Annotated in this window: 12 protein-coding genes; 8 read left to right on the forward strand and 4 right to left on the reverse strand. The window is 71.2% G+C overall.

What is annotated here, in order from left to right; translation table 11 throughout:
• Positions 1-8 precede the first annotated feature (8 nt).
• Positions 9-956 (forward strand): endonuclease/exonuclease/phosphatase family protein, encoded by a 948-nt coding sequence (locus OHN19_RS20905; RefSeq protein ID WP_330265659.1) that lies wholly within the window; start codon positions 9-11, stop codon positions 954-956.
• A 22-nt stretch (positions 957-978) separates the two neighbouring features.
• Positions 979-2,904, forward strand: a complete 1,926-nt coding sequence (locus OHN19_RS20910) for an FUSC family protein (protein ID WP_330265660.1) — start codon at positions 979-981, stop codon at positions 2,902-2,904.
• Between the two features lie 166 nt (positions 2,905-3,070).
• Here OHN19_RS20910 and snpA read toward each other — a convergent pair whose 3' ends face one another.
• Complete coding sequence (snpA, locus tag OHN19_RS20915) at positions 3,071-3,754, reverse strand: snapalysin (RefSeq protein ID WP_330265661.1); 684 nt, start codon at positions 3,752-3,754, stop codon at positions 3,071-3,073.
• Between the two features lie 147 nt (positions 3,755-3,901).
• On the opposite strand from snpA, the gene OHN19_RS20920 reads away from it, so the two are divergent.
• On the forward strand, positions 3,902-4,852 hold the full coding sequence (locus OHN19_RS20920; RefSeq protein ID WP_330265662.1) for a LysR family transcriptional regulator: 951 nt from the start codon (positions 3,902-3,904) through the stop codon (positions 4,850-4,852).
• An 11-nt stretch (positions 4,853-4,863) separates the two neighbouring features.
• Here OHN19_RS20920 and OHN19_RS20925 read toward each other — a convergent pair whose 3' ends face one another.
• Positions 4,864-6,903 (reverse strand): PhoX family protein, encoded by a 2,040-nt coding sequence (locus tag OHN19_RS20925; protein ID WP_330265663.1) that lies wholly within the window; start codon positions 6,901-6,903, stop codon positions 4,864-4,866.
• Between the two features lie 267 nt (positions 6,904-7,170).
• Between OHN19_RS20925 and OHN19_RS20930 the strand changes: the two genes are divergently transcribed.
• The 4 genes from OHN19_RS20930 to OHN19_RS20945 all read left to right on the forward strand — a co-directional run bounded on the left by OHN19_RS20930 (position 7,171) and on the right by OHN19_RS20945 (position 12,872).
• The gene (locus OHN19_RS20930) at positions 7,171-8,736 is read left to right on the forward strand and encodes a transposase (RefSeq protein WP_330269664.1); all 1,566 of its coding nucleotides are present in this window, start codon (positions 7,171-7,173) and stop codon (positions 8,734-8,736) included.
• Positions 8,737-9,182: 446 nt separating this feature from the next.
• Positions 9,183-10,454 carry a VWA domain-containing protein gene (locus tag OHN19_RS20935; protein WP_330265664.1) on the forward strand — a complete coding sequence of 424 codons (1,272 nt, stop codon included), beginning with the start codon at positions 9,183-9,185 and terminating at the stop codon, positions 10,452-10,454.
• 142 nt (positions 10,455-10,596) lie between these two features.
• A complete protein-coding gene (gene metG / locus OHN19_RS20940; protein ID WP_330265665.1) occupies positions 10,597-12,312 on the forward strand; it encodes a methionine--tRNA ligase in 1,716 nt (571 codons plus the stop codon).
• Positions 12,313-12,395: 83 nt separating this feature from the next.
• Entirely contained in the window at positions 12,396-12,872 is a 477-nt protein-coding gene (locus OHN19_RS20945; RefSeq protein WP_330265666.1) for a hypothetical protein, read from the forward strand.
• Positions 12,873-12,932: 60 nt separating this feature from the next.
• Here OHN19_RS20945 and OHN19_RS20950 read toward each other — a convergent pair whose 3' ends face one another.
• Positions 12,933-14,282 (reverse strand): polysaccharide lyase family 1 protein, encoded by a 1,350-nt coding sequence (locus OHN19_RS20950; protein WP_330265667.1) that lies wholly within the window; start codon positions 14,280-14,282, stop codon positions 12,933-12,935.
• A gap of 219 nt (positions 14,283-14,501) precedes the next feature.
• On the opposite strand from OHN19_RS20950, the gene OHN19_RS20955 reads away from it, so the two are divergent.
• Positions 14,502-17,030, forward strand: a complete 2,529-nt coding sequence (locus tag OHN19_RS20955) for an FG-GAP-like repeat-containing protein (RefSeq protein WP_330265668.1) — start codon at positions 14,502-14,504, stop codon at positions 17,028-17,030.
• Between the two features lie 76 nt (positions 17,031-17,106).
• Here OHN19_RS20955 and OHN19_RS20960 read toward each other — a convergent pair whose 3' ends face one another.
• A complete protein-coding gene (locus tag OHN19_RS20960; RefSeq protein WP_330265669.1) occupies positions 17,107-18,051 on the reverse strand; it encodes an intradiol ring-cleavage dioxygenase in 945 nt (314 codons plus the stop codon).
• Between the last annotated feature and the right edge of the window lie 39 nt (positions 18,052-18,090).

The following is an 18,090-nucleotide window of genomic DNA, read 5'->3' on the forward strand; positions in this document are numbered from 1 at the left end:
TCGGCACGGTGACCCACCGGCGCCTCGGCATCTGGACCACCGCCCTGCTCCTCGCCGCCGTCAGCGCGGTCCTCGGCTGCCGCCTCGCCGACACCGACGGCATCACCCCGGTCCCGCAGCTCCTCGCGTTCCTGCCCTGGCTGCTCGCCCCCGCGGGCCTCGGCGTGGCCCTCGCCCTGCTCACCCGCTGGTGGCCGGGGGCGCTGTGGGCGGCCGTGGTCCTGGGCCTGCTGGCCTGGTTCATCGCGCCGTACGGCACGGGCGGCGAACCGGACGGGCGGGTGCTCGCCTCGCTGGAAGTCCTCACCTCCAACGTCGAGTTCGGACAGGCCACCGACGCCCTCGTCGCCACCGTGCGCCGGGAGGAACCGGACGTGGTGTTCGTGGAGGAGTGCGAGCACGGCTGCTCGGCGACCCTGCGCCGGACCCTCGCCGGGGAGTATCCCTACCGGCGGTCCGTGGAGGGCGCCGGCTCGACGGGGTCCGTCATCCTGAGCCGCTTCCCGCTGGAGGCCGCCCCCGGCATCCCCGCGACCATGGGCATGCCCGGGGCCGTCGCCGACGTCCGCGGTCATGCCGTACGACTGCAACTCGCGCACCCGATGCCACCGCTGCCGGGACAACTGGACCTGTGGCGCTCCGAGTTGGGCGAGCTACGGGACTTCGCGGCCGCCTCGGACGCACAGCCCACCGTCCTGGCCGGCGACTTCAACGCCTCCCAGGACCACGCGGCCTTCCGCGCGATCCTCGACACCGGACTGCGCGACGCGGCCCGCCTCGCCGGCTCCGACCGCACCCCCACCTGGCCGGCCCGCACCGCCCCGGCGATCGGCGCGCAGATCGACCACATCCTGGTGTCGAGGGACTTCTCGGCGGGCGACGCCCGTTTCCTGGACCTGGCCGACACCGACCACCGGGCCCTGCTGGTGGACCTGGCACTCCACAGGCCCGGTTGACCTGGGTGTTCATAATGAGCGCATGTCCCGCATCGGCCTCACCCCGCCCGACTGGCTGGTCCGGAACCTCCAAGCCCAGCAGGCCCCCGTCAACCGGGCCGCCGTGGCGCGCGCGGCCGTCGCGATGTCCCTCCCGCTGGCCGTCGGACTCGCCGTCGACCAGGTCGCCTACGGCGCCCTCGCCTCCATGGGCGCCCTGTCCGGGGTCATCGGCGACACCGCCGACGCGTACCGCATGCGCATCCTCAACATCGCGATCCCCCAGCTGTTCGGCGCGGTCGGGGTGACGCTCGGGTCCCTGGTGTACGGCCAGGGGTGGCTCGCCGTCTGGGTGGTCACCGCCGTCGCGCTCGTCTCCGGGATGATCTCGACCATCGGCGCGGTGGCCTCCGTGTCGGGCCTGCTCCTGCTGCTGAACTCGGTGGTCGGCGCGGGCCTTCCGATGCCCGGCGACTGGTGGTCGGCCCCCCTGCTGATGACCGGCGGCGGCCTGCTCGTCCTGCTCCTCGCACTGCTCGCCTGGCCGCTCAGGTCCGGGGTGCCGGAACGGGCGGCGGTCGCGGCCACCTACCGGACGGTGGCCGACCTGATGGCCGCCTGCGGCCGCGCGGAGTACGACGAGGCCCGGCACGCCGTCACCCAGTCCCTGAACCAGTCGTACGACCTCGTCCTCGCCCGGCGCGCCCGCCACCACGGCCGCAGCCCCGAACTGACCCGGCTGCTCGCCCAGTTGAACGCGATCACCCCGGTGGTGGAGGCCGCCCCCGCCGCGCACCTGTCCGGCCGGCCGCTGGCCCCGGAGATACCCGAGACGGTCCGCCATCTCGCGCGGGCGGTGGAGACCGGCTACACCGGCCCCATCGGCCTGAAGCTGCCCGTGCCGGTGTCGGAGACCAGCCGGGCCGTCGACCACGCCCTGCGGCACGCGGCCGAGGTCGTCGCCGTACCGGACGTGGACCCGCGCGGCATCGACGACCGCCTCGGCCGACCTGCCGCGCTCGGCGTCCGGGCCGCCCGCGCCGCCCGCAACGTGGCGCTGTCGGCAGCCTCCTGGCGGTACGGGCTGCGCCTCGCCCTGTGCATCGGGCTGGCCCAGGCACTGGTCTCGATCGTCCCCGTCCCGCGCTCCTACTGGGTGGCCCTGACGATCACGTTCGTCCTCAAGCCCGACTTCGGCTCGGTGTTCTCCCGGGCGCTGCTGCGGGCGCTGGGCACGGTGGCCGGGCTGGTGGTCGCGGCGGCGGTCCTCTCGCAGGTGCCGCGCGGCGGGTGGGACGTCCTCGTGATGCTCCTGCTGGCCCCGCTCATCCCCGCCCTGACCCCGCGCGGGTACGGCTATCAGACGGCGGCCATCACCCCGGTGATCCTCCTGCTGTCGGACATCCTCAACCACCAGGGCACCGCCCTGCTGCTGCCCCGACTCCTCGACTCCCTGATGGGCTGCGCCATCGCCCTGGTCGCGGGCTACCTGCTGTGGCCGGAGAGCTGGCACACCCGGGTGGGCGACCGCCTGGCCGACGCGGTGGCCGACACGGCGGCCTATGTGGAGGGCGCGTTCGGCAGCGGGGTGGAACCGGCCGCCCGTGCCCGTATGCGCCGGCGCCTCTACCGCGACCTCTCGGTCATCCGCACCGAGTTCCAGCGCGCGCTGACCGAACCCCCGCCCATGGGACGGCGGGCCGCGGCCTGGTGGCCGCTGGTCGTCGCGGTGGAACGCATCGTGGACGCCACGACCGCGGCGCGGGTCCGCGTACGCCACGGCGCGCAGCCCCCGTCTTCCGCCGAGGTGGACCAGGTGACCCTGCAACTGCGGGAGTTGGCGGACGGCCTGCGCGAGGCGGAGACCCTCTACGAGGTCCGCACCGACCTCACCGGACCCGCGGGCAGCGTGCTGGAGCCGGTGCGCCAGGAAGTCGCGGCGGCCCGGGCGATCACGTCACCGCGCTGACCACGGCGGGCCGGGGGGCGACGTGCCGGTGCGGACGGCGGGCCGAGGCGGGTGGCGCGCCGCGACGGGCAGCGGGCCAGGACGGGCAGCGGGCCGGGGCGGGCGACGTGCCGGTGCGGGCCGCCCTCTCGTGGTGGGCGGCCCGCACCGGGGTGGGGGGTGGCGGCTAACGGGCGGACTTGTGCAGGGACTTGCCGGCCAGGGCCTCTTCCATGGCCGCGGCCAGGCCGTTGGCCCACAGCTGGTTGACCCGGTTCCGCTCGGCGGAGTTCGGGATCGCGTTGGTGCAGGACGTGCCGGGACCGCCGCCCGACATCAGCTCGCTGCACGGACCGGAGTAGTGGTCCGGCAGACCGAGCACATGGCCGGTCTCGTGCGCGGTGACGCGGGTGGAGTCGTACTGCTGGTTCTGCCGGTAGTCCAGGAAGATGTAGCCGCTGCCGTGACCGTCGGTCGAGGCGTACGAACCGCGCGAGTCGTTGCCCTCCCGGTAGGAGAAGTCGGCGCTCGCCGCCGACCCCGCCTGGAGTCTGACGTTCGACACCGAGCTGTTCCATATCTGGGCGCTGCGGGATATCTGGCTGCTGAACGTGGGCGCCCGGGAGGCGTCGTAGACCACGGTGACGGCCGCGGCACTGTTCGGGTTCGCGGCCCGCTTCTCCGCCACGGACTCCAGGACGGCCCGGAAGAAGGCCTCACTGGTGTCCGTCGTCGAGGTCGCGGTGTAGCCGGCCCGCGGTGCGGGGGTGGGTGCCGGGACCGCCGCCGCGGGAACCGCCGTGGCCAGACCGGCCGTTGCCAGACCGAGGGCGGCCGCTGTCGCTGTGAGGGCACAGATGTGCTTGCGCATCGAGGACTCCTAGGTGGGGGTGAGTCGTCGATGCGAGTGTCGGTGCCTGTGCGGCGGCTGTGATGATGCCAACCGGTGATAGCGCGGCCCTATCACCGCACTTGCCCCCCTGGTGCAACCCCGGCCCCCGCCTTACGCTCCGATCGCATGGACCTCGAGGTGAGACACCTCCGCGCGGTGGTGGCGATAGCCGACACCGGCAGCCTGCACCGGGCCGCCCGTCAGCTGGGCGTCGCCCAGCCGTCGCTGAGTACCCAGCTGCGCCGGATCGAACAGGCCCTGGGCGGCGCGCTGTTCGTGCGCGCGAGATCCGGCTGCCGCCCCACCCCGCTGGGCCGGCTGGTCCTCAGCCGCGCCCGCCCGCTGCTGGCCGAGATGCGCTCCCTGGTGGCCGACGCCCGCGCGGCCGCGACGGGCGGCCCGCAACTGCGCGTCGGCTCCACCGCGAGCCGGGCCCTGTCCGGCTGGCTGCGCCGGCTGCGCGCCCACGGCCAGGACCCCACCCTCCACATGAACGTCTCCCCCAACGCCCTGCTGCACATGGTCGCCGACGGCCAGCTCGACGTGGCCTTCGTGCACGAGGTGGAGGGCTGCCCGCTGCGCATCCCGCCCGAGCTCTGCGTGCGGGTCCTGGTCGAACGCGAGCCGCAGTTCGTGTCCTTGCCCGCCGACCACCCGGCGACCGCCAAACCCGTGGTCACCCTCGCCGACCTGGCCCGGGACCGCTGGATGATCGACCCCACGGTCGACGGCGAATGGGACGCCGTGCAGCGGATGTTCCGCGCGGCCGGCGTCAACCCCGTGGTCCTGCACGGCGATTACCACACGGCCGACGCCCTGGTCGCCACCGGCGAGGTCGTCACCGTCTGCCAGCCCACCCGCGTGCCCCGCCCCGACATGGCGGTACGGCGCCTGCACGGCGACCCGCTCGGCGTACGACTCCTCCTCGCGGCCCGCACCGAGACGGACCTGGACGGGGTCCGTCCCGCGCTGGAGGAGGCGTACTGGGAGACGGCCCGGCAGGCACCGGCGTACCGGGAATGGCTGGAAGCCGACGGTCGCCCGGAGCCCCGCCCGGCGGTTCCGGCCATCCCCTGAACCGAACGGCGTCAGACGCCGATGTCGTCGCCGTCCTTGCGCCACACGGCCACGACCGCCGGCCGTACGATCCTGCCGGGCCCGTCGGGCCAGGTGCTCGCCGGGTTCTCGACCGTCGCCCCGCTGATCTCACCCGGGTGCTGCACCGCCACCAGCACCCGCCGGTCCTGCACCAGCGGACCGCAGGTCTCCGCACCGGTCGGCACGGTCAGGAACTGCTTCAGCTCACCGCGCCGCTCGCCCTGCGTCGCGACCCCGAACAGGCCGTCGTGGGAACCGAGCTGGTTGCCGTCGGTGGAGATCCACAGGTTGCCGTGCGGGTCGAAGGCCACGTTGTCCGGGCAGGAGATCGGGCTGACGTCGTCCTTCGGGAACCCGGCGAAGTAGGTGGCCGGGTCCTCCGGGTCCCCGGCGACCAGGAACAGCGTCCAGGCGAACCGCGTGCTGTCGGCCCGGTTCCACCGCTCGGTGAGCTCCAGGACGTGCCCGTGCTTGTTGGCGTTGCGGGGGTTGGCCTCGTCGGCCGGGGCGTTCGCGCCGACCCCGCGGTTGGTGTTGTTCGTGAGGGCCACGTACACCTTGCCGGTGCGCGGGTTGGGCTCGATGTCCTCGGGCCGGTCCATCTTCGTCGCGCCGACCTTGTCCCCGGCGAGCCGCGTGAACACGAACACCTCGTCGGCGGACATGCCCTCGACGTGCGACACGGCACCCTTCGCCGTGGCGGTGGCCAGCGGGATCCACTCCCCGCTGCCGTCGAACTCCCCGTCCGCCGGGAGCTTCCCGGTCCCGTCGACCTCGATGGCGGGGGAGTCACCGGTGAGCCGGGCGACGTACAGCGTCCCCTCGTCGAGCAGGGAGAGATTGTGCGCGCGCACGGCCCGCGAGGTGCCGTGCTTCATCCGCTTGCTGCCGACGAACTTGTAGAAGTAGTCGAACCGCTCGTCGTCCCCGGAGTACACCACCGGCCGCCCGTCGTGCGTCAGCCGTACGGTCGCCCCCTCGTGCTTGAACCGGCCGAGCGCGGTGTGCTTGCGGGGAGTGGAGGAGGGGTCGTACGGGTCGAGCTCGACGACGTACCCGAAGCGGTGGGGCTCGTTGGGCTCCTGGGCGACATCGAACCGCTTGTCGAACCGCTCCCACTTGCGCTCACTGGCGCCGCTCCCGATCCCGTACCGCTTGTCGGTGGTCCGGGAGGCGCCCGCGAAGTACTGGTTGAAGTTCTCCTCGCCGTGCAGGGTGGTGCCCCAGGGGGTCGTGCCGCCGGAGCAGTTGTTGAGCGTGCCGAGGACCTTGCGGCCGGTCGGGTCGGCGGACGTCTTCAGCAGGTCGGACCCGGCGGCGGGCCCGGTCAGCCGGAACTCGGTGGTGGCGGTGACCCGCCGGTTGAGGTGATGCCGGGGGACGAGCGTGAGCGCGCCGTTCCTCTTGTTCTCCTCCACCACGACGACACCGAGACCGTGCGCGGCCCAGGCGATCTCGACCTGCTCGCGGGTGGGGTTCGCGGCGTCGTAGCCGCGGAACATCAGGACCTCGTCGGTGTACTCGTGGTTGGCGACGAGCACCTGCCGGCCGCGCTCGCCGGGCAGCGGCAGCAGCGCGAGGAAGTCGTTGTTGTACCCGAACTGACCGGCCTGGGCGGCGGCGCTCTGCTTCTCCGGGTCGAAGGCCGGGGCACCGCGCAGGATGGGCTCGCCCCAGCGGACGACGACGTTCTGGGCGTAGCCGGCCGGGACGGTCACGGCGTCGGCGGTGTTGGGCGCGACGGGGGCGAAGCGGAGGCCGCGGGCGTCCTTGCCCTGGGGCTTCTTCCTGGCGGAGGCGGCCTCGGCGTCCGGAGCGGCGACGACGGTGCCGGCGGCGGCCGCCACCGTGACGACGGCTGCGGCGCGCATCATCGAACGCCGGCTGAGCGCGGTGGCGATCACGTCACCGACGTACGGGTTGGCGGAGGTGTTGGGCACCGGATGAAAACAGGCGTCACCGCACCGGAACCGGCAGGTCAGGGCAGACCGCCCATGAACAGTGTTGATCAACGGCAGCTCTACGCGCACTTTTGCTTCCCCTTGCTTCCCCTTGAATCTCGCTTGACGGACGGTAGGGGGGTGTCCGTGCGGGAGCGGGGCGGGGCGGTGAACGGTGGATGAACCCGGGGAATCTTTGGGGGTGCTGACGACGGCTTGCACCGCCTGAACAAGATTTCCTCAACCGAACGCGTGCCCGTTCCGCACGGCATTCGTTGAAGGAGGTGACGGCGAAGGCTTCGAGGCTCGGGGGCACAGGTGGGGCGAAGGATCCGGGAACTGACCGCCCCCGTCGTCATGCCGGGCCCCGCGGGCGTTTCGATCCGGGACCGCCTGAGGCACCTCACCGACGAGGACGAACTGGTCCTGCGATTGACGGGTGAGCACTTGGGGCGGCTGGCTTCCCGTGATCTCAGACAGCGCTGCGCGGATGGCCTGGAGCACTCTGCCGATACCTGGGCGGCTCGCAAGCGGGCCCTGACATCGGAATCCTCCTCACGATGGGCCGGATCGATCACGAAGGCCTCCCACGACCAGTGGGCACTCGCCAGACGTGGCCAGGCAGCACATATCCACAAGCTCGAAAGCGGCATCCGTACCCTGCGACACCGGCTGTCCCAACCCCTCGCGGCTGCGGGCACCAAGAGAGCACCGGGCGGCTACCGGGACAGCGAGGAGTGGTTTCGGAAGTCACGGCGACTTCACACTCTGGAAGCCCGGCTGGAAGCCGTCCGGGCCGACTGGGAGAGCGGAACCGTGCATGTGGTGCGTGGCGGTCGTCGTCTGCTGAACACTCGGCACCACCTGGACGTTGCCCAGTCCACCGAAGCGGATTGGCGCCGGCAGTGGGAAGCCGAGCGGTGGTTCATGGCCGCCGACGGCGAGTCGGGCAAGAGATACGGCAACGAGACCATCCGCGTCACGCCGGGCGGGAGGATCTCCCTCAAACTCCCGGCCCCACTGGCGCATCTGGCCAACGACCGGAACGGCAGGTACGTACTCACCGCCGCAGTACGGTTCCAGCACCGGGGTCAGGAGTGGGCCGACCGTATCGAGCAGGACAGGGCCGTCGCGTACCGCATCCACTTCGATCCGGAGCGGGGCCGCTGGTACTTCACGGCGTCCTGGCAGCGCCCGACGGTCAGGGCGATCCCACTGGAGTCAGTACGCGCACGCGGCATGGTCGGCGTCGACACCAACGCGGATCACCTCGCCGCCTACCGACTCGACCGGCATGGCAACCCACTCGGCGAACCACGTCGATTCTTCTTCGACCTGTCTGGAAACGCCCGGCACCGGGACGCCCAAGTAAGGCACGCCCTCACCCGGCTGTTGCACTGGGCGAAACGCTGCGGATCGACGGCGATCGCCGTCGAGAACCTGGACCTCGAAGGGAAAAAGGGGCGCGAGCATCATGGTCGGAGAAGGTGGCTGCGGCAGCTGATCTCCGGCATGCCCACAGCCAGACTGAGGAACCGGCTCATCGCCATGGCCTGCGAACTCGGTCTGACCATCGTGGCCGTGGACCCTGCGTACACATCCCGATGGGGGGCGCAGCACTGGCAGAAACCCCTCACCACTGAGAAGCGATGCATGACTCGCCACGACGCGGCAGCCGTCGCGATCGGCAGGCGCGCTCTCGGGCATACGGTCCGGCGACGGACGGCACCGCCCCGCGACGACCGGAGTGATCGTCGCGGGCATCGGACCGTCCAGGCCGGCCCTGCTGCCCGGGAGCGTGAGGAACCTCGCCGCCCCGTCACGGACCGTGCACTTGATGCACGTCACCGGTCGGGGACACCGAGAACGCGGGGGACCAGCGCACCCAACACCGTTCGGGATGCGCGCAGTGTCAGTATGTGAGGCCAAGACTCACTTCCGGGCACTGATGAGGAACGGTTGCGCACATGGGCATTCTCACTCTCCTGCGGAACGCGTTCGGCCGATCGCGCAAGGGGCGTACGGCTGAAGCACAGGGCGTAGTACAGGAGCCGGAACTCCCTTCGCAGGGAACCGCACCTTCGCAAGAGGCTCGGCAACCGCAGGTCCCGTCGCAGGCCGACGCACCTGAGGCGCGCCCCTCGCAGGGGGACGAACACGACCTGGTCTCGGCAGCCTTCGACAACGTAGTGGTCCCCAAGCAGACGACGCCGACCGAGCCCCAGACGATAGGGGACGGTCCGACTCCATCCGCGGGGGCAGCGTCCGGGGCAACGGTGCAGAGCGAAGCGGAGCCCTCCGCCGACAGAGAGACGGGGGTGGAGCCCCGTTCCGAAGCCGAGCCGGGTGCGGCCGTGGAATCGCATGTCGTGGACTCGGAGCCCGTCGCCGAAGGGCGTGCGGACCAGCCCGGGGCCGGGGATGAGCCGACCTCGGAGACGGAGGCGGAGGCAGCACCCGACACCGAGACTGAGACTGAGACCAAGTCCGAGTCCGAGTCCGAGCCGGTGGTCACGGAGGAGTCTGCCGAGGAGTCGGCCATCGAGGAGAACGTCTCCGCCGAGCCCGTCGCCGGGACCGCGTCCGAGGACACCGCTTCAGAGGCACCTGCCGCGGAGGAGACGGCTTCCGAGGAACCCGCGACGGAGGCCGAGCCCGCCGTGGAGGAGCCGGTGGCTGAGGAGCCGGCCCCCGAGGTGGCCGAGGAAGAGGAGTCGCAGGCCCCGCAGCCGGAGCCGGAAGCGGAAGCTGCCGCCGAGCCCGAGCCCGAGCCCGCTCCGGAACCTGCCGCCGCCGAGGCCACCCCCGCCCCCGAGCCGGTCGTCGAGGTCGTCCCCGACCCGGAGCCCGAGGCCGCCGTAGAGCCGACAGCCGAACCCGAACCCGAGGCCGAGGCCGAGCCGGTCGCCGTGGTCGTCCCCGCGGCCGCCGGCGGTGAGGACGCCCCACAGGGGTCACCCGCAGTCGACGACGAAAGCGGCACGGGTGGTGCGGGTGGGAAAGAAGAAGATGTGCCCGCCGCCCTCCGCAGTGCCTACGACGCCGCCGGTGCCACCCTCGCCGCGCACGAGCTCACCGGCACCACCGCGAGGACGTACCTCGTGCTGGACCGTTCCGCGAGCATGCGGGCGTACTACAAGGACGGCTCCGCTCAGGCCCTCGGAGAGCAGACGCTCGCTCTCGCCGCTCACCTGGACCCCGAGTCCACGGTCCACGTGATCTTCTTCTCCACCGAACTCGACGGCACCGGCGAGCTCACCCTCACCGAGCACGAGAACAAGATCGACGACCTGCACGCGGGGCTCGGCCGCATGGGCCGTACCAGCTATCACGCGGCCGTCGAGGAAGTCCTCGCGCAGCACACCAAGCACGCCCCCGACGCCCCCGCCCTGGTCGTCTTCCAGACCGACGGCGCCCCGGACGCGAAGACCCCCGCCACCCAGGCCCTCACGGACGCGGCGAAGAGCCACCCCGCCGTCTTCTTCTCCTTCGTCGCCTTCGGTGACCCGGAGAACAAGGCCTTCGACTACCTCCGCAAGCTGAAGCTCCCCAACACCTCCCACTTCCTCGCGGGCGAGACCCCGAAGGAACTCACCGACGCGGAGGTCTACGAGGGCATCCTGGCGAACTGGCGCCCGTAACCCCCGAAGGTCACCACGGCTCACCACCGGCCGCCCGCTTCCCACCCCGTAAAACGGGAAGCGGGCGGCCCACCCATGTCGGATACGATTTCAAGACTCGCGAAGCGACTCACCCGCACGACCGACCTGGGAGCAGCCCCCGATGGCTCGACACCTCATCACCAGCGCCCTTCCCTACATCAACGGGATCAAGCACCTGGGCAACATGGTGGGGTCCATGCTCCCGGCGGACGTCTACTCCCGCTACCTGCGCCAGCGCGGTCACGACGTCCTCTACATCTGCGCGACGGACGAGCACGGCACCCCCGCCGAGCTGGCCGCGAAGGAGCAGGGCCTGCCCGTCGACGAGTTCTGCGCGCAGGCGCACGACGCGCAGAAGGCGGTCTACGACGGCTTCGCGCTGGCCTTCGACTACTTCGGCCGGAGTTCCTCGCCGCAGAACGTCGAGATCACCCAGCACTTCGCCCGCCGCCTGAACGAGAACGGGTTCATCGAGGAGCGGGCGATCCGCCAGGTGTACTCCCCGACCGACGGCCGTTTCCTCCCGGACCGCTATGTCGAGGGCACCTGCCCGCACTGCGGCTACGACAAGGCCCGCGGCGACCAGTGCGAGAACTGCACCCGGGTCCTGGACCCGACGGACCTCATCAACCCGCGCTCGGCGATCTCCGGTTCCACCGACCTCGAGGTGCGCGAGACCAAGCACCTCTTCCTCCTCCAGTCGAAGCTGGAGAGCGAGGTCCGCGAGTGGGTCGCCCGGCACGACAAGGACTGGCCGCAGCTGGCCTCCTCCATCGCCCACAAGTGGCTGACCGAGGGCCTGCACGACCGTGCGATCACCCGTGACCTGGACTGGGGCGTGCCGGTCCCGGCCGACACGTGGCCGGAGCTGGCCGCGGAGGGCAAGGTCTTCTACGTGTGGTTCGACGCCCCGATCGAGTACATCGGCGCGACGAAGGAGTGGTCGGACCTGGACCCGGAGAACCGGGACTGGAAGTCGTGGTGGTACGACGTCGACACCGAGGTCCGCTACACGGAGTTCATGGCGAAGGACAACGTCCCGTTCCACACGGTGATGTTCCCGGCGACCGAGCTGGGTGTGCGTGAGCCGTGGAAGAAGGTCGACTACGTCAAGGCCTTCAACTGGCTGACGTACTACGGCGGGAAGTTCTCCACCTCCCAGAAGCGGGGCGTCTTCACCGACCAGGCCCTGGACATCCTGCCGGCCGACTACTGGCGCTACTTCCTGATCGCGAACGCGCCCGAGTCGGACGACTCGTCCTTCACCTGGGAGCACTTCACGGCCACGGTGAACAAGGACCTGGCCGACACCCTCGGCAACTTCGTCAACCGGGTGCTGTCGTTCTCGAAGAAGCGCTTCGGGGAGGAGGTCCCGGCGGGCGGTGTGCCCGGCGAGGCGGAGGCGAAGCTGGGCGAGGAGATCGCCCGTCTGCTGGCCGAGTACGAGCAGCAGATGGAGGCTCTCCAGTTCCGCAAGGCGGCGGCCGCGCTGCGCGCGCTGTGGTCGGCGGGCAACTCCTACCTGGAGGAGAAGGCCCCCTGGCTGGAGATCAAGACGGACAAGGACGGCGCTGCGCTGACGCTGCGCACGGCCATGAACCTGATCCACCTGTACGCGGTGGTCTCGGAGCCGTTCATCCCGGCGACCTCGGCCGCCATGCGCCAGGCGTTCGCGCTGCCGTCCGACACCGCCACCTGGGTCTCGGCCGACGAGGCCCGCGCCCTGACGGCCCTCACCCCGGGTGTCCCCTTCACGGTCCCGCCGGTCCTGTTCGCCAAGCTGACGGACGAGGACCTGGAGACGTACAAGGAGCGCTTCGGCGGCGCACCGGAGTAATCCGGGACCGCTGACCGCTCGGAGGCCGTCCGGATACCGACCCGGGCATCGCCGTGTCCCCGCCAAGCCGTATGGTTTGCGCCATGGCAGTGCCCGGGGTCATTCCTGTCGCGTACGAGCCGAAGCACCGCACCGAGACGATCGGGCGGTATGCGGAGGGTCAGTTCCTGGCGTCGATCACTTATGCCTTCCCCGAGGGGTTCCACCTCGAGGAGGGCTGGGAAGAGCAGAAACGCCTGTACGCGGTCCTGCACACCTTCGACGCGGACGGCAATTACCGCGACTCGGACATCTGGTGCGCCGGGACCTGGGCGGAGCAGCAGCGCGATCCGGTCGGCGACACCTCCCCGCTGACGCGGGCCCAGGTGCACCGGGCGACGCTGCTCCGCAGTCTTCCGCGCCGTTCCTACACGGACATCGCGATCCGTCCCTTCAGCGTCACCCGTGAGGGCGTGCGCTTCGGTCTGGTGATCCGCGAGGACGAGGGTGAGCAGTGGGCCGAGCTCTACCCCGACCGCCTCGCCTTCGCGGATCCGTGGGACGGGACCTACGACACCTGAGTGCGCCGGTACGCGAGGGCCGGGGGCTCGTGGTCACCCGGCCCTCGCGTGTCCTGTGTGCTACTTGAGCACGCCCGCGCCGGTGGTCGTGGCCAGGGTCGTCGGCAGGTTCTTCGCCGCGGCGCCGGACTCCAGGCCCGCCGTCAGGGTCGGCGTCCAGTTGACGCTCGTCTTCAGGTCCTTGGAGGAGGCGGCGTTGTAGGCGGCGACGAGGTCGGTGACCGTGCCGTTGACCAGGTTGCCGCTGCCCGCGATCGCGCCGGTGCCGTCGCCGGACAGGAGCTTCGCGACCTTCACGGTCGACGGCACCTTCCAGTAGTTGTTCGCGGCGACGACCTGGGCCTTGGCGCGGGAGTTGATGCTGTACTGGAGCGCGTAGCCGTTCAGCGTGGTGACGTCGTAGTAGTTGTTGTAGATGTGGATCTGGCCCACACGGGACAGGGGCGCCCGCTGGACGATGCCCTTCCACACGTTGTGGTGGATCGAGACCCGCAGCTTGCCGCTGGGCTCGCTGTCACTGCTGCCGATCAGCATCGTCTTGTCGTGGTTGGTGAACTGGTTGCGGGAGACGGTCACCAGGTCCGAGCTCTTGGTGATGTCGAGGTCCCCGTCGTGGATCTGGTACTCGCGGCCGTAGTGCTTGGGGTTCGCGGAGTCCAGGTGGGGCGCGTCCGTGAAGGTGTTGTGGTCCGCCCAGACGTGGGTGGCGCCGCGCAGGGTCACCGCGTCGTAGTTGGAGTTCCAGTTGCCGTCGTCGCCGTCGGTCGGGTCCCACTGCGGGAAGCAGTCCTCGGTGGCGGCGAAGGTGAGGTTGCGGACGATGACGTTGTCCACGTTCTGGATCTGGAGCATGCCGCCGGTGATCCCGGCCTTGGTGCCGGGCACGCCCACGATCGACGTGTTGGCGGGCACCTTGAAGACGATGTTCGCGGCCTGCTTCTTCTGCGCGGCGGCCCGCGCGGTCTCCTGGGTGCCCGACGGCAGCTTCGAGCGGCCGTAGGTCGCCGGGTCGAAGGCCTTCAGGTACGACGTCAGCGAATAGCCCGTCCCCGACGCGTAGTCGGCGCACGTCAGCTTCTTGCCGGCGTCGTTGGTGTTGGCGTCGATCGTGCCCTTGACCTTGATGATCCGCGGGGTGGTGTCGGTGGCCGAGCCCAGCGCCTTCACGAGCTGCGCACGCGTGGAGACGGTGAAGGTGTGCGCCGAGTCGGCCTTCGTGCCGCCGGTGGTGCCCGTGCCGGAGGAGGCCCAGCCGTCCTTCGCGGCGAGCGTCTGGTGGTACAGGTCGACCGTCCCGGCGTTCGCGTTCATCACGACGGCACCCGCACCGACGCCCGCGGCCACCACGGCGGCGGAGGCGATCAGGGTACGGCGCTTGCGGAGGGACCGGCGGTGGGAGGCAGAGGCCACGGGGAGATTCCTTACGAGCGGGGGTGGGACATGTGCGGTTCGTGAAACACCGGTGAAGGCGCTTCTCACGTCCTCAAGTGGCCGCCGGGATCAAGGGGGTTGCCGCGACCGCAAAGAAATTTCCATGGCTCTGGTCCCGCTGCCCTGACCGGCCCGAACGCTGATAGCGTCCGATCACTTGTGCGAGGGCAAGGGCCCTCGCGGGGGAGGAAAACCCACATGGGCAGATACGCCCTGCCGCGCCGCCGTCTGGCGGTCGCGATCTCCTCGGTGGCACTGGCCCTGGCAGGCGGCGCCGTGCTTCCGACGACGGCCGTGGCGGCCCCGGCCGTCCCCGTCCCATGGACCTCGGCCACCGCCGTCACCGGCGCCGACACCGACACCCACGTCAAAGACCTCGTGACCGCCGCCGACGGGTCCGCCGTCGCGGTGTGGAACCAGTTCGCGGACACGGACGCCACCGAGCGCAAGCTCTACGCGGCGGTCCGCCCCGCCGACAGCGACACCTGGGGCGCACCGGTCCTGCTCACCACCACCCCGGACGAGGCGGGCGGCGTGAAGCTGCACGCCTCCGCCGACGGCACGGTCACCGCGCTGTGGACGGAGTACCCCGACGAGACCTCGCCCGGCGCCGGGCCCTTCGACAGCCGGGTCGTCAGCTCCGTGCTCAGCGCCGACCACTCGGCCTGGTCCACGCCCGTCGATCTCGTCGGCACCGACACGGCCTGGGGCGACGGCGGCATCGACCTCGCCGAGGCCCCGGACGGCACGCTCACCGCGGTCTGGAGCGTGCGCCTGAACTCCGCCACCTCGCCGTGGGAGGTGTACGGGGCCACCCGCGCCGCCGACGGCACCTGGTCGGCACCCGCACAGCTCAGCGACACGGCCGCGGACGGCGCCGACAGCGCCCACTCGCCGAGTGTCGCGGTCACCTCCGACGGCACCGTCGTCGTCGTGTGGAAGCAGACGGACGGCCCGTCCGCCTCGGTGCGCACGGCCTCCCGCGCACCCGGCGCCACCACGTGGACCGCGCCCGCCGCCGCGACTCCGAGCTACCAGTCGATCAGCGACCCGGAGGTCAGCGCGGCCGACGACGGCACCGTGACCGTCGCGTGGAAGGGCACCGACGAGTCCGAGGACCAGACGATCCTCACCGCCGCCCGGTCCGCCGACGGCACCTGGGCCGCGCCCGAGACGGTCACCGCCACCGAGGACCTCGCCGCGACCCCCGAACCGCTCATCGCGCCCGACGGCGACGTCACGCTCGTCTGGGTCGACTACACCACCACCTTCAGCGCCCGCACCGCCACCCGCGACGCCGCGACCGGCACCTGGTCGGCCGCGAAGACCCTGTCGACGGGGTACGCGTCCGAGGCGTACGACACCGCCATCGCCGCCGACGGCACCGTGCACGCCCTGTGGCCGCAGTCCGGGGGCAACGCGCAGGGGCTGGTGGAGTCCGTGGGAAGCGACGGGCAGTGGACGACGCCCACGCCCTTGCCGGGCTCCTCGTTCGCCGACGTCATCGGTCAGATCAGCGTCGGCGCGGACGGCACCGCCAGTGCCGTCTGGTCCGGCGCCACGAGCGACAGCGCGAACTGGCACCTGTTCGGCAGCCGTACCGCCTGGCCCGCCCTCGCCGTCAGCGGTTCGAGCGTCCCGGCGAGCGCCCCGCTCAAGGGCACCACCGCCACGAGCAACGCCTGGGCGCCCGCCTGGACGCTCAGCAGGCCCACCTCGTCCTGGTCGGTGACCCTCACCGACACGGCCGGCCGGACCGTCCGCACGCTCACCGGTTCCCCGGCCGGCCTGGGCGTGACCGCGAGCTGGAACGGCCGTACGACAGCGGGGACGTACGCCGCCAACGGCCCCCTGACCTGGACCCTCAGGGCCACCCAGGAGGGCGCGGCCTCGGCCGTGAAGCTCGCCTCCGGCACGGTCACCGTGACCGGCGGTGCGGCCGTCGCCCGGGACTTCGGCGGCGCCTCGGCCACCCCCGACGGCACCGGTGACCTCCTCACCCTCAACTCCTCGGGCGCGCTCACCTTCCAGATGGGCAAGGCGTCCACGGGAGCCTTCGCGGCCAAGGTCAGCGGGAGCGGCTGGCCCACCACCGTCAAGGCGATCCCCTTCGGTGACCTGAACGGGGACCGCTGCAACGACGTCCTGGTCCGGCTGAGCAGCGGCGCCCTGCGCCTGTACAAGCCCGGCTGCGGGTCGGCGGTCAAGCCGTCGACGTCGTACACCTCGCTCGGCACCAGCGGCTGGAACCAGTACGACATCCTGACGTCCCCCGGGGACATCAGCGGGGACGGCCGCCCGGACCTGATCGCTCGCAACGCCTCCACCGGCACGGTGTACCTCTACAAGGGCACCAGCACCGGCAAGCTCTCCGCGCGCGTGAAGCTCTACGACAACTGGAAGGGCTACAAGAAGATCGTCGGCGTCGGCGACCTCAATGGCGACGGCCGCGGCGACCTCCTCGCCCAGGACAAGTCCAACGTCCTCTACCGCTACGAGGGCACCGGCAGCGGCACCTTCAAGGCCCGCGTGAAGCTGTTCACCAACTGGGGCGGCTCCTACAACGTCGTCGTCGGCGTCGGGGACCTCACCGGCGACGGCAAGACGGACCTGGTCTCCCGCGACACCGGCGGTGTGCTGTGGCGCAACAACGGTGACGGCAAGGGGTCGTTCGGGGCGCGGGCGAAGATCTCGACCGGCTGGCAGGGCTACAAGTCTCTTTCCTAGCAGAGGGATTCGCCACCGGCGGCACCACACGAGGCGCCCGGGACGTCACCGTCCCGGGCGCCTGTTCGTGCGTGGATCAGATCGACGTGCCGTCGTTCGTCGTGTCCGGGTCGACGCCCATCGTGATGGAGCCGATGACGCCCTTCGCAATGTTCTTCTTGCTGTACTTCAGCTTGAGCAGGCCGCCCGTGGTGCCGCTCTGGTCGTAGATCGTGTCCTCGGTGAGCGTGGTGCGCTCGGTGGTGCTGGTGGAGTACGGCTCGACCTCGGCGGAGGCCAGGACGGACTCCTCGTCGAAGAAGAACTGGCCGGTGTGGCAGGTGTGTCCGCCCTCGTAACCGGCGTCGGTCCAGGTGCCGTCCACGTGGACCTTGGTGTGGATGTGCACGCAGCGGCCCCGGTACCAGCCGGGGAAGATCGTCCTGAAGGTGACCCGGCCCTGCCGGTCGGTCCTCCAGGTGCCGCGCAGATAGCGCTCGTCGTCGGTGGGTTCCTCGTGGACGCCGCCGCCGGTGCCGCCGGTGGGCGCGCCCGACGGGGGCTCGCCCGTGGGGGTGCCGGTGGGCGCGCCGCTCGGGGCGGTGCCGCCGCCACCGGTCGACAGGCTCTCGTAGCCCGAGTAGATGCCGAGCGCGTCGCAGTGCCAGATGTCGACCGCCGCGTCGGCGACGGGCTTGCAGGTCTCGGAGTCGATCACCTTGAGCTGGAGGGTGAGGGGGATGCCCTCCTTGTCCTCGGTGATGTCCTGGCGGATCTTGTCCGCGTCGATGTAGTACGGCCCCTCGGTGGTCTCCGAGGTGAGCTTGTAGCAGGCCTCCGCAGCGGTGGAGGTGCTGCTCGCGGAGGCCGTCGCGGAGCCCGTGGTCTCGCCCGCGAACGCACCCGACGCGGCGAGGGTGCCCGCCGCACCCACCGCCACGGCCGCGCCCGCACCGGCCACGACGACCTTGCGCCGCGTCAGGTCCTTCTTGTGTTTCGGCCCGGGGGCCGACTGCTGGAGTTCCGGCTGGTTTCCCGTCATGGACAGGGAAGTTAGGTAAGAAGGCTGTCATGGGCGTGG

This window comes from Streptomyces griseorubiginosus (genome assembly GCF_036345115.1).
Classification (GTDB): domain Bacteria; phylum Actinomycetota; class Actinomycetes; order Streptomycetales; family Streptomycetaceae; genus Streptomyces; species Streptomyces griseorubiginosus_C.